This window comes from Xanthomonas sp. 3307, from assembly GCF_014199735.1.
GTDB lineage: Bacteria > Pseudomonadota > Gammaproteobacteria > Xanthomonadales > Xanthomonadaceae > Xanthomonas_A > Xanthomonas_A rydalmerensis.
The window spans coordinates 32,882-48,203 of record NZ_JACHOG010000009.1 but is presented as its reverse complement, the minus strand read 5'-3'; the positions used below and the strand labels follow the sequence as shown (position 1 = coordinate 48,203).

The window sequence follows — 15,322 nt, the reverse complement described above, 5'->3', positions numbered from 1 at the left end:
GCTCATGGTAGCAAGCAGATATTTTACATTCCGATTATCCCTCCCTAGCATCGCGGTCCTTCGTGATCTCTTTTATGGACCACTGCCGATGCCCATCGATTTCCACGCACGCCAGAACCGATACACCTACTCCGGCAGGGACGTCGATCCAGGCTGGATGGACGCCATGCAGGTCCTTGTCGAACCCGTGGGCAAGCGGATTGCCGACGTTGGCTGCGGGGGCGGCCTTTACTCGCTGGCCTGGCAGGCGCTGGGTGCCGCCCACGTAACGGGCGTGGATTTCTCCGCGGAGATGGTGGCGGCAAGCCGCGAGCGAGGCACGGGCGTGGACAACCTCTGCTTCGTGCAAGGCTCCGCCGCCGCGACGGGGCTTCCCACGGCAAGCTGCGATGTGGTGTTCCAGCGCGCATTGATTCACCACCTGCCGGACTACGTGGCGTGCTTTGCCGAGGCTCGCCGCCTCCTGGCGCCCGGAGGACGCCTGCTCGTGCAGGACCGCACACCCGAGGACGTCGACCTGCCTGGATCCAGCACGCACCTGCGCGGCTACTTCTTCGACTGCTTTCCGCGGCTTCGTGCCGTCGAGGCCGGCCGTCGGCCTACGCACGCGACCGTCGCGGCGGCAATGCAAGCTGCCGGCTTCACCGACATCGCCGAGCGTTCGCTGTGGGAAACACGCAAACGCTACGATGGCGTCGAATCGCTGGCCCTGGACCTGGCGGCGCGCTCGGGTCGCTCGATCCTGCACGAACTGAGCGATGACGAACTGCAGTCCCTGATCGACGACCTCCGTAGCCGATTGCCCGCGCATGGGGAAATCGTCGAGCAAGACCGCTGGACGCTCTGGGTTGCACGATCCGCCTGATGCGCGTGCGTGGGCCACCGCGCATAGCGCGCACGCGATCGCGATCCCGTCACCTGCAGCACAGCAGACAGGCAATGCGTGGCGAGACCGCCATCGGCGCGCGCGACGGCCTGCATGCCAGACCGATCGAAGCCGCTGGCGGGTCTCGGCGTGGCGCCAGCGCCAGGCCTCCAAGTCGAGAGCGAACCCATGCAGGTCCGCCTCGTCGCTGACGTGGGAAAGGCGGTGTGGAAACCGTTCTCGTTCGGGCTGCGAGACTCCATGAAGCGATGCACACGCCGGTCAAGGCATGTGTCCGACGGCTGCCACGGTGGCACTACAGGCTTCCAAATGCGGCCGTCGGCTGCAGCAGCAGCCGCACCAGCGGATTCGGGAAGCGCCGCGACATGGTGACGGCGTGGAAGGTCTCCACGATGTCCGGCAATTGGTCGCCTTCCACCAGCACGCCCGCGGCGATCTCGTCCTTGACCACGATCGGCGGGAGCACGGCCAGGCCGATGTCCTCGCGCGCCAGCAGTCGCATCATCGCCATGTCCTCCACTTCCGCCACGATCTGCGGGCGCACGCCCAGGCGATCGGCCAAGGCGTCGAAGCCCGCGCGCACGCTGTTGTCCACCGTCGGCAGGATGATGGGGTGGTGGCGCAGGCGGTCGGCGATGCTGGCGGCGTGACCCAACCGATCCGGCGTGCCCACCAGGCTGACCGGGCGCTCGGCGAGCCGGTGGGTCACGAACGGGGTCAGCGCGTCGCCCGGCGGCGCCTGATTGAGCAGCACCACGTCGAGGTTGAGGGCCTCCAGTGCCCGCAGCAATTCGCCGGCACTGCCCGAACGCAGGATCAGGTCGATGTCTGGCCGGCCGAGCAGCGGCCGCAGGAACTCCAACTGGAAGTTGCGCGACAGCGTGGCCAGCGAGCCGACCCGCAGCGCCTGCCGGGCAGCGCCGGTCTGCCGCAGCGTGCCCAGCAGTTCGTCGCCGGTCGCGAAGATCGCATCGGCGTGGTCGAGCACGATTTGTCCGGCTTCGGTGAGGTGCAGCTGCCGCCCGCGCCGTTCGAACAGCGCATGGCCGAGGCGCTCCTCGAGCTTGCGGATCTGCACCGACAAGGCCGACTGAGTGAGGTTGAGCCGCTCGGCAGTGCGAGTGAGATTGCCGTCGTGGGCCACAGCCCAGAAGTAGCGCAGGTGGTTGTAGTTCAGGGCGGCCATCGTTCGATAATAACGAACGATATCGCGAAAACAATGAATTTTTGTTCCAGCCCGACGATCGCTATCGTGGCGCCGCCCGCCACTGCGCTCGATCCAAGGGGATTGCCTTGTCGCTCTATCTGCTGCCGCTCTCTGCACCGTTCTTGCTGCTCGCCGCCGCGATGTTCGGCTTCGTTCGCAGCGGCCGACGTCCACGCCTGCTGCCCGCCTTCGCCGAAGGCGCCGCGCTCGGCGCGCTGCTCGTCGCGCTCGCTTCGCTGGCGCTGCTGATCGTCCGGGGCTCCGGCGACAGTGGGATGATCGGCTGGGGCTGCATCGGCCTGTCGGCACGGCTGGATGCGGTGAGCACCACGATGCTGCTGCTGGTCGCCTTCGTCGGTTGGATCGTGGTGCGCTACACCCGCACCTATCTCGATGGCGAGGCGCGCCAGGGCTATTTCACCGGCTGGCTGTGCGTGGCGCTCGCGGCGGTACTGCTGCTGGTGCAGGCCGGCAACCTGGTCCAGATCGTCGTCGCCTGGATCGCGACCAGCATCGCGCTCAATCGCCTGCTGCTGTTCTATCCCGATCGCGTGGCGGCACAGCGCGCTGCGCGCAAGAAGCGCCTGTTCTCCAGCATCGGCGCCATCGCCCTGATCTGCGCGGCCCTGCTTGTCTGGAAGAGCCTGGGCACCACCGACATCGCCACGATCAACGCGCTGGCCCGCGGCGGCCGGCACGACTGGCTGCTGACGGCCGCCGCCGCGCTACTCGCGCTCGCCGCGGTGCTGAAATCGGCGCAGTTCCCGACCCACGGCTGGCTCACCGAGATGATGGAGGCGCCCACGCCGGTGTCGGCGCTGCTGCATGCCGGCGTGGTCAACGGTGGCGGCTTCCTGCTGATCCGCTTCGCCGACCTGATGCTCGCAGCCCCTGGCGTGCTCGCCGTGCTGGCCATGCTGGGCGGGTTCACCGCCTTGTTCGGTGCGCTGGTGATGCTGACCCAGCCCGCGGTCAAGACCTCGCTGGCCTGGTCCACGGTCGCGCAGATGGGCTTCATGATCCTGCAGTGCGGGCTTGCGCTGTTCCCGCTGGCGCTGCTGCACATCGTCGCGCACTCGCTCTACAAGGCGCATGCCTTCCTGGCCTCCGGCGGTGCCGTCGAGCAGGTGGCCTCGATTCGCCGACCCGGGCCCGTTGCGGTGCCCGACGGCGCGGCGGTCGGCCGCGCCTTCCTGATCGCCCTGGCGATCTATGTCGGGATCGGCGCCGCCTTCGGGTTCGCCTTCGGCTTCGAGCACAAGTCTCCGCAGGCGCTGGCATTGGGCGCCATCCTGATCTTCGGCGTGGCCTATCTGCTGGCCCAGGGCCTGGCCGATGCCGCGCCGCGTCCGCTCACCCGCAGGACGGCGCTGTACGCCAGCGCCGCGGCAATCGGCTACTTCGCCCTGCAGACGGTCGCCGAATGGCTGACCACCGGCGTGCTACCAACGACGCCGGCGCCGGGCCGGCTGGAGTGGACGCTGATGGCGCTGGCGGTGCTGAGCTTCGGCTTGGTGGCCGTGGCGCAGGCGCTGTTCCCGCTGTGGGCCTCGCACCCGGCCGCCGCCGGACTGCGCGTACATCTTTCCAACGGCCTGTACGCCAACGCCACGCTCGACCGCCTGCTCGGCGGCTGGTCTGTTCGCAAGACGTCGTGACCTCTACCCGCCAGGACACCCCCATGCTGATGACCGCGACCAACGTACCGCCCCTGTCCCACGCTGCGATCATCGCCGCCGCCGAGCGTGCGGCACGCGCCATTCCCCCGCTGTGGCCGCTCGCCTCGAGCGTGGCGGTCAATCCCTTCCTCGGCCAGGCCGGCGAACCGCTGGCGACCGCGGCAGCGCGCCTGCGCAATGCCGCCGGCATCGCCCTGACCATGCCGCGCACCTGGTATGCGGAGCGGCTGCAGTCCGGCGAGATCGCCGAGGAGGATCTGCAGGCGGCCTGGCACAACGCGCCGGCCGCGCTGCGCCCGCCGAGCCTGTCCGCGCTCAAGCACGCCATCGACGCCGGCCGCTCTGCCCCGCAGGCGATCCCGACGATCGCCGATCTGGCGCGCGACGCCTCGTTGATCGACTGGCCGGGCATCGTCGACGAACGCATCGGGCACTGGGCCGCCGCCTATTTCGACCAGGGCCAGGCGCTGTGGGTCGCCGGACAATCCGGTGGCGCCTACAACGCATGGCGTCAGGTCGCGACGCATGATCTGACGCCGGAAATCGCCGGGCTCACCCGATTCGCGCAGCAGGTGGCGGACGCACCAGCGAATGCCGAAGAGGCGATCGTCGAGGGCGTCGCCCGCCTCGGTCTCGCGCCAGACGCGCTGGACGGCTATTTCCACCGCCTGCTGACCACGCTGGGCGGCTGGAGCCAGGTCGCCCGGTATCGGCTCTGGCAAGCGGAGTTGAGCGGTGGCACCGATGCGTGCGTCACCGACCTGCTCGCCATCCGCATCAGCTGGGAAGCGGCGCTGTTGGGCAAGTTCGGTGCGGAGATCGCGCCACAGTGGCGATCCGCCATCGCCGTCTACGCCACGCCGGTGGCAGCGACGCCGGACGATGTCGTCGACAGCATCCTGCAGGAAGCGGCCGAACGGGCGGCGCAGCGGCGGCTCGACAGCGTGCTAGCAGTACCTGCTTCAACTCCTGCCGCGCCCGCCCGGATGAAATTGCAGATGGCCTTCTGCATCGACGTGCGCTCGGAAGTGTTCCGGCGCGCCTTGGAAAGCCTCGATTCCGGCATCCAGACGCTCGGATTCGCCGGATTCTTCGGGCTGGGCATCGGCCATCGTCGGTTCGCTTCGGACGTGGTCGAGGCGCGCCTTCCGGTGCTGCTGACGCCGGGGTTGCATACCTGCTCGGGAGACGCGACGTCGTCGCTGGCCGAATCCGACCTCGCCGCACGGATCACGGCCCGTGCGAAGCGTGCCTGGGGTCGCTTCAAGCTCGCCGCCATTTCTTCCTTCGCCTTCGTCGAGGCCACCGGCCCGATCTACGTCGCCAAGCTGCTGCGTGATGGATTGGGACTGACGCGGCACTCAGCGCCGAACGATCCCGCGCCGCGCCCGACCGACGCGCTCGACCTCGATACGCGGCTGACCATGGCCATGCGCATCCTCAAGGCGATGTCGCTCACCACCGACTTCGCCCGACTCGTCGTGATCGCCGGCCATGGGGCAAACGTGGTCAACAACCCCCATGCCAGCGCCCTGCACTGCGGCGCCTGCGGCGGCTACTCGGGCGAAGTGAACGCGCGGCTGCTCGCCACGCTGCTCAACGATCCCGAGGTACGCGCCGGCCTCACCGAACGCGGCATCGCGATTCCCACAGACACGTTGTTCGTGGGCGCACTGCACGACACCACGACCGATGCGGTCATGCTCTACAGCGCCGACCATCCTTCGCCCGCGCATGCCGCCGATGTCGATCAGGCGGCACGTTGGCTGCACGCCGCCGGCGCACTGGCGCGTGGCGAGCGGGCGCTGCGCCTGCCGCGCGCGCAGCGCAGCCAGGACATCGCGCATCGCGCCCGCGACTGGGCCGAGCTACGTCCCGAATGGGCGCTGGCCGGCTGCCAGGCCTTCATCGCCGCGCCGCGCGCGCGCACCGCCGGGCGCGACCTGGCAGGACGCGCCTTCCTCCACGACTACGACTGGCGGCGCGACGAGGGCTTCGGCGTGCTGGAATTGATCCTGACCGCTCCGGTCGTGGTCGCCAGCTGGATCAGCCTGCAGTACTACGGCTCGACCGTCGCGCCCGAGGTCTTCGGCGCGGGCAACAAGCTGCTGCACAACGTCACCGGCGGCATCGGCGTGGTCGAGGGCAATGGCGGCCTGCTGCGCGGCGGACTGCCATGGCAGTCGGTGCACGACGGCGAGCGGCTGATCCACGAACCGCTACGGCTTTCGGTGCTGATCGAGGCACCGACAGACGCGATTACCAACATCCTCGAACGTCACCCGCAGGTTCGCGCGCTGTTCGACAATCGGTGGCTGCATCTGCTCGCGCTGGACGACGAAGGGCGGATGGCGTCGCGCTACACCGGCGAGCTGCGCTGGGAGATATACGCTGGCGATGCGTCTTCCGAGCGCGATCCCGTGCCGGCCCTGGCGTGACCCAGTGTTTTCGCTCACTCCGCCCTTCCGAACGCAGGCGGGAGGGCGGGCGACGGTTCCCCAAGCAGGCGGACATTTACGGCATTGCGCATGGCAGCGCCCCTGCAACTGCTGCGATGACACCGATCACTCCCCGTGATCGGCGCGGGCCAGCACCGCAATGGTCCATGACAACGACGTCGCAGCCTTCGAACCCCGATCGTGCATGCGTTCGCCGGATCCGCTGGCGATCGCGGTTACGCGCCCAGATCAGCGTGATGCCGCACGGTTGCCGACACCAGCAACGAGCATCTCGACAAATGCGGTGACCTTGGATGGGCGAAAGCGCGCCGTCGGGTACACCACGTGAATGCCGCCGGCCGGCAACGACCAGTCCGGCAGCACAGCGACCAGCGTTCCGGCTGCCAGGGCGTCTGCCACCAGGAAATCCGGCAAGACCGACACCCCGCCACCGGCCAGCGTCGCCGCCAGCACGGCCGGCGTCGCATTGGTCGACAGTGCCTGGCGCATGTGGACCGTGCGCCGCTCGAAATCGTCCTTGACGAAGTGCCAGGTCAGCGGCTCGCGCAGCGCGCTGTTGGCGACGAACGGAACCTGCGCGAGATCGTCGGGGCCTGCGACCGCCAAGGTCCTGGCCAGTTCCGGGGTGGCGACCAGGCACTGCCGGAAACCGCCGATGCGCCGTGCATGCAGGCTGGAATCGTCGAGCCAGCCCACCCGGATGGACAGATCGATCTGGCTGGCGACGGGATCGACGCGCGTATCGGCCAGGATCAGTTCGACCTGACACGCCGGATACCGCCGGGTGAAGGCGGCGGCCAGCGGCGCGATCCTGGAGGTCCCGTAATCGTTCGGTGCGGCCACCCGCAGCACGCCGCTCGGCTCGGTGTTGGAGCGCGTGACCTCGCCGATGGCGTCTTCGACCTGGCGCAGCACGCTCACGCTGCGCGCATGCAGCAACCGCCCGGCTTCGGTCGGCTCCACCCGACGGGTCGTGCGCATCAGCAGCGCGGTCTTCAACTCTGCCTCGAGCTTGGCGACCTGCTGGCTGACCACGGTCTTGGTGATACCCAACCGTTCGGCCGCGCGCGTGAACGAGCCCGTGTCCACCACGGCCGCGAAATAGGCAAGCCTGTTGAGATTGACGGCTTCCACGCCGACCTCGCCGCACTGTAAGCCAATGACTTACAGACTGTAGCATTACACACGATTTATCCGTCAATCTCGCTTCGCTATGGTGGCCGCACCTCCTCAAGCGGATCCCACCATGCGCCTCACTTACCTCTTCGATCCTCTTTGTGGGTGGTGCTACGGCGCCATCCCAGCCCTGGACCAGCTTGCGCAGGTCCCGGGCGTCACCGTGCGGCTCGCCCCCACCGGCTTGTTCGCCGGCGAGAATGCGCGGCCGATGGAGGCGTCCTTCGCCGTCTACGCCTGGCAGAACGACCAGCGCATCGCCCGCCTCACCGGGCAAGCGTTTTCCGAGGCCTACCGCAGCCAAGTGCTCGGCGCGACCGGCACCCTGTTCGATTCGGCTCCCGCGACGCTCGGCGTGATCGCCGTTGGCATGACCGCGCCGGAGCGCGAACGCGAGGCGCTGAAGACCCTGCAACGTGCCCGCTATGTCGACGGCCGCAACACCTCCGATCGCGTGGTCGTGGCGGAGGTACTGTCCGGCGCAGGGTTTGCCGATGCCGCCCAGCGCGTCGTATCGCCCGATGCCGACATGCTCGGTGCCTATCGCGCGAGCATCGATGCCGCACGCGGCGAGATGGCGCGTTTCGGTGCACAGGGCGTTCCCACGCTCGTCGTCGACGACGCGCACGGCAGCCGGCTGTTGCCGAGCGACGTGCTGTTCGGCAACCGCGACGCCCTGGCCGCGCATCTGCGCGCCGCCTGAACTCTCCACCCTTCATTCCCGCTGCCTGCACGCTCGAACAAGGAGACCTGCAATGACCAACGACCGCCAGACGTCCACATTGACCTGGACCCATTTTCCCGCCGGCCAGAACGGCTTCTTCCGCGCGCCGGTGCTGTTGACCGGTGCAACCGAAGCGCTGCTGATCGACGGCGGTTTCACCTATCCCGACGGCAAGGCGTTGGCCGAGGCGATCAAGGCCACCGGCAAGACGCTGACGACGATCTACGTCAGCCAGTCGGACCCGGATTACTACTTCAGCCTCAAGCCGGTGCGCGAAGCTTTCCCGCAGGCCAAGGTCATCGCCGCCTCCGACACGCTCGCCGCCATCCAGGCCAACGTCGAAAAAAAGCTCGCCGTGTGGGGGCCGCAGCTCAAGGAGAACGGTCCGCAGACGCTGGACGACATCGTCCTGCCCGAGGCGTTCGACGGCGCCTCGCTGTCGGTCGATGGCGAGACGGTGGAGATCGTCGCGGCCCAGGGTCTGGGCAATCGCCGCTATCTCTGGGTGCCGTCGCTGCGTGCCGTGTTCGGCGGCGTCATGATCTTCTCCGGCGTGCATGTCTGGACCGCCGATACGCAGACGAAGGCGCAGCGTGCTGCCTGGGTCGCCAATCTCGATGCGATCGCCGCGCGCGCGCCGGCGATCGTCGTGCCTGGCCATCTGACGCCCGACGCGGCGACCGACCTGTCGGCCATCGCCCACACCAAGGCCTATCTGCTGGCCTTCGAGGAGGCGCTTGCGACGGCCAAGGACGCCGCATCGCTCAAGGCAGCGATGGAAGCGCGCTTCCCGAATCTCGGCATGGGCGTCGCCCTCGAGATCGGCGCCAAGGTCGCCACCGGCGAAATGCCCTGGGGCTGAGATGACCGACTGATCCGGAGGACCTATGAAGGGTCCTCCGAGGAGAACGGCAAGCACCTGTTGGCAGTGCCGTCGCCCGACATCGAATGGACGGAGGCCGAACGCGTCAAAGAGGAACCGCGCCGGACGCCGCGCGTATCGCCGCAGCGATCTCGTCCTCGCTGCGTCCCCCATTGATGGCAATGCTTTCCGCGAAGACGAAATGGGGAACCGAGCGGACACCGGCATCCGCCGATTTGGCCGCTTCCGCCTCAACGCGGCGGTGCTGCGCAGGATCGAGCGCGATGGCACGCGCCTGGTCGCGGTCGAAACCATGGCCGGCTGCGATGTCGGCCAGCACCTCCGCATCGCCGATGTTCTTCGCTGCGATGAAGTAGGCATCGGTGATGGCGACGGCGAGCCGATGCTGGGTGTCGCGCCCGGCGGCGGCGAGGATCAGCGCATGCGCGGCCTGGGTCGGATAGGTCCAGAGTTGGCGACCGAGATCCAGGTCGAAGCCCGACGCGCGTGCTTCTCCCTCGGGACGCGCGAAGGCGGCCTTCGGATCGGTGATGCCGTAGCGCGAGCGCAGCAAGTCGGGAATGTAGAGACCGCTCGCCGGCGCATCCGGCAACAGCAGGACCGGATGCTGCCGGATGTCCACGGCCAGGTCGGGGAAACGCTCCGCCAGCACTTTGTCGAGGCGGTGATGGCCGACGAAGCACCAAGGGCAACTGATCTCGGTATAGAGGTCGATTTTCAACATGCCAGATTTCCCTTCTTCAACCATTGGCGATGCCAGGCGCGGCCCGCACGAACTGCTTGTCAGTGATCTGCCTCACCAGAAAATCCGCCAAATTTCCGCGGGAAAGCTTCGAACCGAGCCTGGTTGTTCCATACCAACCCACATCGATCTTTCCGTTCGCAGGGCCATCCTGAAGGAATGGAATCCGCACCAGTGTCCAGTCCAAATCCGAGTTGGCGATCAGTTCGCCCGTAGCGTTGATGTCGTCGTACGCCTTGCGGGCAATCACCTTGAACATCAGCGCGTTCGCGCGCGAGCCAAGGTCAAAACCATCCTTGGGATCGCGATAGGCAGCAGTGGAAATCTGGATGAGGCGGCGCACGCCGGCCTGCTGCATCGCGGCGATGATGTTGGCCAGGCCGTGCATGACCGGCTTGTCGCCCTGCACCTTGAAACCGTTGGGGCCAAGCGCGCTGATGACCGCATCCGCCCCTCGGACGCATTGTGCAATGGCGTTGCGGTCCTGCAGATCGCCGACCACGATCTCGACCTTTCCCGCGAACGCGGCGAGCTTCGCGGCGTCGCGCGTGTAGACCGACAACCGATGGTCACGCTTCAAGGCGTCATCGATGAGCTGCCGCCCGGTCGGCCCGGTTGCACCGAACAGCGCGATGGTCTTTTTCGCGGTCATGCGCTTACGCCGCTTTCGCCAGCAAGGCAGTGATGGCCGTTGCAGCCTTGTCGATGGTGGCATTCACCGCATCGGGGCCGAGCACCGTGCCTTCGACACGCACCACCTCGACATCGGTCAGGCCGATGAAGCCGAGCAGGTGCAACAAGTAGTTGGTCTGAAAATCGAACGGTGCCCACGCACCTTCCGAGAACACGCCGCCGGTGGCGGCGACGAGATAGACCTTCTTGCCGGTCAGCAGTCCTTGCGGCCCCGCCTCGCCATAGCGGAAGGTGACGCCGGGCCAGGTGACGTGATCGAACCACGCCTTGAGCTGCGAGGGCGGGCCGAAGTTCACCATGCCCGAGCCGAGCACGATCACATCGGCGCGCGTCAACTCGTCGACGAGTTCCTGGGCGATGTTCACCGCATCGACCTGTTCCGGTGTGCGCTGCTCCGGTGGCGTGATCCGGCCCTGGATATAGGCCGCGGTGATGTGCGGCGGCGGAGTCGCGGCGAGGTCGCGCACCGTCAGCGCACCGCCGGTGCGGGCCTGGATGCCCTGAGCGATGTCGGTGGCGAAGCGCGTGGAAAGGCTGTCCGCCCCCCGCGGACTGGAGGTGACAAGTAGCGTGTGGCGCATGACGGCTCCTAAGTATAAAATAAGAACTAAGTAATAAATTGGTTTTTACTTACCAATTTATACAAAGGATGGTATGGTCCCTGCCGCTGCCCCACAAGAAGGCACATGCATGTCACCTGGTCACATCACGCGCCCTGTCGAGTTGCCTGCACCCGACGCGGGCGGCTGTCTGGCGACCCGTCAAATCCTGGATCGCATCGGCGACAAGTGGAGTCTCTACATCGTCGCCATGCTGCAAAACGGCCCGCAGCGCTTCAACGCATTGAAGCGTGGCATCGACGGCATTTCCCAGCGCATGCTGACGCTGACCTTGCGCGGACTGGAACGCGACGGACTGATCACGCGCACGCTGTATCCGACGATCCCGCCGCGCGTCGATTACGAACTGACCGACCTGGGAACAACGCTGTTGAAGCCGGTCATGGAACTAGTCCAGTGGGCGAACGACAACCAAGCCGCCATCGCCGAGGCGCATCAGCGTTTCGACGAGCAGCCGGAGCCGGATCAGGTCTTGGTGCAGGGGGTTGTGTACCAGCGCCGATAGGCGAGTCCAGGCTGCTGGCTTGCGCACTGCCGCGGCGTCGCTGGCGTCGCCGTGCGCAGATAAGGAGCGCGCGTGGCAGTCAACTCGGGCGAGCAGCTGGCGCGTGCCGAACCGCACGGCGGGGACGCGCTTCGCTTCGCCCAGCGGCGTGCGAGCCCCCATTCCCTCACCTGCCGGCGGATCGTGCCGTCGCCGTCAACGTGTCAGCGGTCCGCAGAACATGACGCCTGGCGGGAGTGTCGCGACACGCGCCTAACCAACGTCAAGTCGGATGCTGCGTAGCGTCGCGCAAACACAGAGAAAGGCCGATGCGTGGCTCGACCGCGGCGAGCACCACGCGCGAACAGCAAGCGACACCGGCGTGGCCGGCGAGCGCTATCCGCGATGGTGCTGCCGCAACCGCAACCGACCGCTGGTGATCGGCCCCGAAGGACCGGGGATCATTCCCACTCGATCGTCGCCGGCGGCTTGCCCGAAATGTCGTACACCACCCGCGAAACACCACGCAGCTCGTTGATGATGCGGTTGCTCACGGTGCCGAGGAAGTCGTACGGCAGGTGCGCCCAGTGCGCGGTCATGAAGTCGATGGTCTCCACCGCGCGCAGGGCGATCACCCACTCGTAGGCGCGGGCGTCGCCGACCACGCCGACCGACTTCACCGGCAGGAACACGGCGAAGGCCTGGCTGGTCTTGTCGTACAGGTCGGCCTTGCGCAGTTCGTCGATGAAGATCGCATCGGCCTTGGCCAGCAGTTCGGCGTACTCGCGCTTCACTTCGCCGAGGATGCGCACACCCAGGCCGGGGCCGGGGAACGGGTGGCGGTAGACCATGCTGCGCGGCAGGCCGAGTTCGACGCCCAGGCGCCGCACTTCGTCCTTGAACAGTTCGCGCAGCGGCTCGACCAGACCCAGCTTCATGTGCTCGGGCAGGCCGCCGACGTTGTGGTGGCTCTTGATGACATGGGCCTTGCCGGTCTTGCTGCCGGCCGACTCGATCACGTCCGGGTAGATGGTGCCTTGCGCCAGCCACTTGGCGTTGCTGAGCTTGTTCGACTCTTCGTCGAAGATCTCCACGAACAGGTTGCCGATGATCTTGCGCTTGGCTTCCGGATCGCTGACACCGGCCAGCGCGGTGAAGTAGCGGTCCGCTGCATTGACCCGGATCACCTTGACGCCCATGTGCTCGGCGAACATCGCCATCACCTGGTCGCCTTCCTGCCAGCGCAGCAGGCCGGTGTCGACGAACACGCAGGTCAGCTTGTCGCCGATCGCCTTGTGCAGCAGCGCGGCGACCACCGACGAATCCACGCCGCCGGACAGGCCCAGGATCACCTCGTCGTCGCCGACCTGGGCGCGCACGCGGGCGATCTGGTCGTCGATGATGTTGGCCGCGGTCCACAGCGTGGCGCAGCCGCACACGTCGACCACGAAGCGGCGCAGCAAGGTCTGGCCCTGCAGGGTGTGGGTGACTTCCGGATGGAACTGCACGCCGTACCAGCGCTTGGCCTCGTTGGCCATGGCCGCGACCGGGATGCGGTCGGTGACGGCGGTGATGGTGAAGCCCGGCGGCACCTGCGACACGTGGTCGCCATGGCTCATCCACACATTCAAACGCGACGCGCCTGCGTGATCGGTCAGCCCGGAGAACAGCGCATCGGCAGCGACCACCTCGACTTCGGCGTGGCCGAACTCGCGCTGGTCCGCCGCTTCGGTGGCGCCGCCGAGCTGCGCGGCCAGGGTCTGCATGCCGTAGCAGATGCCGAAGATCGGCAGGCCGCTGTCGAACACTTCCTGCGGCGCGGCCGGCGCACCCGGCAGCGTGGTCGATTCCGGGCCGCCGGAGAGGATGATGCCTTTGGCGCCGAAACCGGCGATCTCGGCCGGATCGTGGTCCCACGCCCAGATCTCGCAGTACACGCCGAGTTCGCGGATGCGCCGCGCGATCAACTGCGTGTACTGCGCACCGAAATCGAGGATGAGGATCTTGTCGCTGTGGATGTTGGTCATCTGAGGCCGGGATTGGGGATTCGGGATTCGGGATTCGCAACAGCGGGGGGCCGCGCTGCGCACGGCCGCTGGAGACGCGGCGGGCGACGAATCCCCAATCGCGAATCCCCAATCCCGCGCATGGGCATCAGCCCATGCGGTAGTTCGGCGGTTCCTTGGTGATCTGCACGTCGTGGACGTGGCTCTCGCGCTGGCCGGCACCGGTGATGGTGACGAACTTCGGCTTGGTGCGCATGTCCTCGATGGTGGCGCAGCCCACGTAGCCCATGGTCGCGCGCAGGCCGCCGATCAGTTGGTGGATGATGCCGCTGAGCGGGCCGCGGTACGGCACGCGGCCTTCGATGCCTTCCGGCACCAGCTTGTCGGCGTCGGAGGCGTCCTGGAAGTAACGGTCCTTGCTGCCCTTCTCCATCGCGCCCAGGCTGCCCATGCCGCGGTAGCTCTTGTAGCTGCGGCCCTGGAATAGTTCGACTTCGCCCGGGGCTTCCTCGGTGCCGGCGAACAGGCCACCGACCATCACCGTGGAGGCGCCGGCGACCAGCGCCTTGCCGATGTCGCCGGAGTAGCGGATGCCGCCGTCGGCGATCAGCGGGATGCGGTCCTGCAGCGCCTCGGCGACCATGTCGATCGCGGTGATCTGCGGCACGCCGACGCCGGCGACCACACGCGTGGTGCAGATCGAGCCGGGGCCCACGCCGACCTTGACCGCGTCGGCACCGGCGTCCATCAGCGCCAGGGCGGCGTCGCCGGTGACGATGTTGCCGCCGATCACCTGCAGCTGCGGGTAGGTCTTCTTGACCCAGGCCACACGCTCGATCACGCCCTGCGAATGGCCGTGCGCGGTGTCGACGATGACCACATCCACGCCGGCCGCGGCCAGCAGTTCGATGCGCTGTTCGGTATCGCCGCCGACGCCCACCGCGGCGCCGACCAGCAGCCGCGTGGCGGCGTCCTTGGCGGCGTTGGGGTTGTCGGTCTTCTTCTGGATGTCCTTGACCGTGATCAGGCCGCGCAGCTCGAAGCCGTCGTTGACCACCAGGATCTTCTCGATGCGGTGGCGGTGCAGCAGCTGCAGTACTTCCTCGTCGCTGGCGCCTTCGCGCACGGTGACCAGGCGATCCTTCTTGGTCATGATGTGGCGGACCGGATCGTCGAGCTTCTTCTCGAAGCGCATGTCGCGGCTGGTGACAATGCCGACCAGCTCGCTGCCGTCCACCACCGGCACACCGGAGATGTTGCGGGCGCGGGTGAGTTTGAGCACCTCGCCGATGGTGGTCTCCGGACCGACCGTGAACGGCTCGGTGATGACGCCGGCCTCGAACTTCTTGACCTTGGCCACTTCGGCGGCCTGCTGCGCCGGGGTCAGGTTCTTGTGGATGATGCCGATGCCGCCGAGCTGGGCCATGGCCACCGCCAGGCGGTGCTCGGTGACCGTGTCCATCGCGGCCGAGAGGATCGGCAGTTTCAGGCGCAGGTCGCGGGTCAGCCGGGTTTCCAGGCTGACGTCCTTGGGCAGGACGGTCGAATGGGCGGGGACGAGCGAAACGTCGTCGTAGGTGAGAGCTTCAGCCTGGATGCGGAGCATCGGCGGACCCGAGTGTGGGGAAGCGCGGCATTTTAACGCATTGGGGCGGGGATTGGGGAGTCGGGATTGGGATTCGTCAAGGCAGCGCCTCGCGCGGCCGCGCCGTTTGCCGGGCTGTCATACGACCGATTCGATAGCCTGCCGATACCGGATGCAC

13 protein-coding genes are annotated in these 15,322 nt (G+C 67.3%); 6 read left to right on the top strand and 7 right to left on the bottom strand.

Features of this window, described 5'->3' with window-relative positions; genetic code table 11:
- The first annotated feature begins 88 nt into the window (after positions 1–88).
- Positions 89–865 (top strand): class I SAM-dependent methyltransferase, encoded by a 777-nt coding sequence (locus GGR64_RS18010; RefSeq protein WP_184647547.1) that lies wholly within the window; start codon positions 89–91, stop codon positions 863–865.
- A 316-nt stretch (positions 866–1,181) separates the two neighbouring features.
- Here the strand turns inward: GGR64_RS18010 and GGR64_RS18005 are convergent, their stop codons facing one another.
- A complete protein-coding gene (locus GGR64_RS18005) occupies positions 1,182–2,072 on the bottom strand; it encodes a LysR family transcriptional regulator (protein ID WP_160970758.1) in 891 nt (296 codons plus the stop codon).
- Between the two features lie 107 nt (positions 2,073–2,179).
- Between GGR64_RS18005 and GGR64_RS18000 the strand changes: the two genes are divergently transcribed.
- Both GGR64_RS18000 and GGR64_RS17995 read left to right on the top strand, forming a co-directional pair.
- Positions 2,180–3,751, top strand: a complete 1,572-nt coding sequence (locus GGR64_RS18000; RefSeq protein WP_184647545.1) for a proton-conducting transporter membrane subunit — start codon at positions 2,180–2,182, stop codon at positions 3,749–3,751.
- A 23-nt stretch (positions 3,752–3,774) separates the two neighbouring features.
- Complete coding sequence (locus tag GGR64_RS17995; protein WP_184647543.1) at positions 3,775–6,210, top strand: DUF2309 domain-containing protein; 2,436 nt, start codon at positions 3,775–3,777, stop codon at positions 6,208–6,210.
- A 249-nt stretch (positions 6,211–6,459) separates the two neighbouring features.
- On the opposite strand, the gene GGR64_RS17990 is transcribed toward GGR64_RS17995, so the two are convergent.
- Positions 6,460–7,365, bottom strand: a complete 906-nt coding sequence (locus GGR64_RS17990; RefSeq protein WP_184647541.1) for a LysR family transcriptional regulator — start codon at positions 7,363–7,365, stop codon at positions 6,460–6,462.
- Positions 7,366–7,477: 112 nt separating this feature from the next.
- On the opposite strand from GGR64_RS17990, the gene GGR64_RS17985 reads away from it, so the two are divergent.
- Both GGR64_RS17985 and GGR64_RS17980 read left to right on the top strand, forming a co-directional pair.
- Entirely contained in the window at positions 7,478–8,110 is a 633-nt protein-coding gene (locus GGR64_RS17985) for a DsbA family protein (protein ID WP_184647539.1), read from the top strand.
- A gap of 52 nt (positions 8,111–8,162) precedes the next feature.
- Entirely contained in the window at positions 8,163–8,993 is an 831-nt protein-coding gene (locus tag GGR64_RS17980; protein ID WP_221236280.1) for an MBL fold metallo-hydrolase, read from the top strand.
- A 106-nt stretch (positions 8,994–9,099) separates the two neighbouring features.
- Here the strand turns inward: GGR64_RS17980 and GGR64_RS17975 are convergent, their stop codons facing one another.
- The 3 genes from GGR64_RS17975 to GGR64_RS17965 are packed head-to-tail and all read right to left on the bottom strand — an operon-like array spanning position 9,100 to position 11,030.
- On the bottom strand, positions 9,100–9,738 hold the full coding sequence (locus tag GGR64_RS17975; RefSeq protein ID WP_184647537.1) for a DsbA family protein: 639 nt from the start codon (positions 9,736–9,738) through the stop codon (positions 9,100–9,102).
- A gap of 16 nt (positions 9,739–9,754) precedes the next feature.
- Complete coding sequence (locus GGR64_RS17970; protein WP_184647535.1) at positions 9,755–10,408, bottom strand: SDR family oxidoreductase; 654 nt, start codon at positions 10,406–10,408, stop codon at positions 9,755–9,757.
- Between the two features lie 4 nt (positions 10,409–10,412).
- On the bottom strand, positions 10,413–11,030 hold the full coding sequence (locus GGR64_RS17965; RefSeq protein ID WP_184647533.1) for an NAD(P)H-dependent oxidoreductase: 618 nt from the start codon (positions 11,028–11,030) through the stop codon (positions 10,413–10,415).
- 109 nt (positions 11,031–11,139) lie between these two features.
- On the opposite strand from GGR64_RS17965, the gene GGR64_RS17960 reads away from it, so the two are divergent.
- The gene (locus GGR64_RS17960) at positions 11,140–11,574 is read left to right on the top strand and encodes a helix-turn-helix domain-containing protein (RefSeq protein WP_184647531.1); all 435 of its coding nucleotides are present in this window, start codon (positions 11,140–11,142) and stop codon (positions 11,572–11,574) included.
- 440 nt (positions 11,575–12,014) lie between these two features.
- Here GGR64_RS17960 and guaA read toward each other — a convergent pair whose 3' ends face one another.
- Together guaA and guaB are read right to left on the bottom strand one after the other, a co-directional pair.
- Positions 12,015–13,580 carry a glutamine-hydrolyzing GMP synthase gene (guaA, locus tag GGR64_RS17955; RefSeq protein WP_048490225.1) on the bottom strand — a complete coding sequence of 522 codons (1,566 nt, stop codon included), beginning with the start codon at positions 13,578–13,580 and terminating at the stop codon, positions 12,015–12,017.
- 127 nt (positions 13,581–13,707) lie between these two features.
- Positions 13,708–15,165 (bottom strand): IMP dehydrogenase, encoded by a 1,458-nt coding sequence (guaB, locus tag GGR64_RS17950; protein ID WP_160963519.1) that lies wholly within the window; start codon positions 15,163–15,165, stop codon positions 13,708–13,710.
- Positions 15,166–15,322 lie beyond the last annotated feature (157 nt).

Bases quoted from the DNA above. Each gene is read 5' to 3' on its own strand.
- GGR64_RS18010 (WP_184647547.1), top strand. From the start codon at position 89: ATGCCCATCGATTTCCACGCACGCCAGAACCGATACACCTACTCCGGC.
- GGR64_RS18005 (WP_160970758.1), bottom strand. From the start codon at position 2,072: ATGGCCGCCCTGAACTACAACCACCTGCGCTACTTCTGGGCTGTGGCC.
- GGR64_RS17995 (WP_184647543.1), top strand. From the start codon at position 3,775: ATGCTGATGACCGCGACCAACGTACCGCCCCTGTCCCACGCTGCGATC.
- GGR64_RS17985 (WP_184647539.1), top strand. From the start codon at position 7,478: ATGCGCCTCACTTACCTCTTCGATCCTCTTTGTGGGTGGTGCTACGGC.
- GGR64_RS17980 (WP_221236280.1), top strand. From the start codon at position 8,163: ATGACCAACGACCGCCAGACGTCCACATTGACCTGGACCCATTTTCCC.
- GGR64_RS17975 (WP_184647537.1), bottom strand. From the start codon at position 9,738: ATGTTGAAAATCGACCTCTATACCGAGATCAGTTGCCCTTGGTGCTTC.
- GGR64_RS17970 (WP_184647535.1), bottom strand. From the start codon at position 10,408: ATGACCGCGAAAAAGACCATCGCGCTGTTCGGTGCAACCGGGCCGACC.
- GGR64_RS17965 (WP_184647533.1), bottom strand. From the start codon at position 11,030: ATGCGCCACACGCTACTTGTCACCTCCAGTCCGCGGGGGGCGGACAGC.
- GGR64_RS17960 (WP_184647531.1), top strand. From the start codon at position 11,140: ATGTCACCTGGTCACATCACGCGCCCTGTCGAGTTGCCTGCACCCGAC.
- guaA (WP_048490225.1), bottom strand. From the start codon at position 13,580: ATGACCAACATCCACAGCGACAAGATCCTCATCCTCGATTTCGGTGCG.
- guaB (WP_160963519.1), bottom strand. From the start codon at position 15,165: ATGCTCCGCATCCAGGCTGAAGCTCTCACCTACGACGACGTTTCGCTC.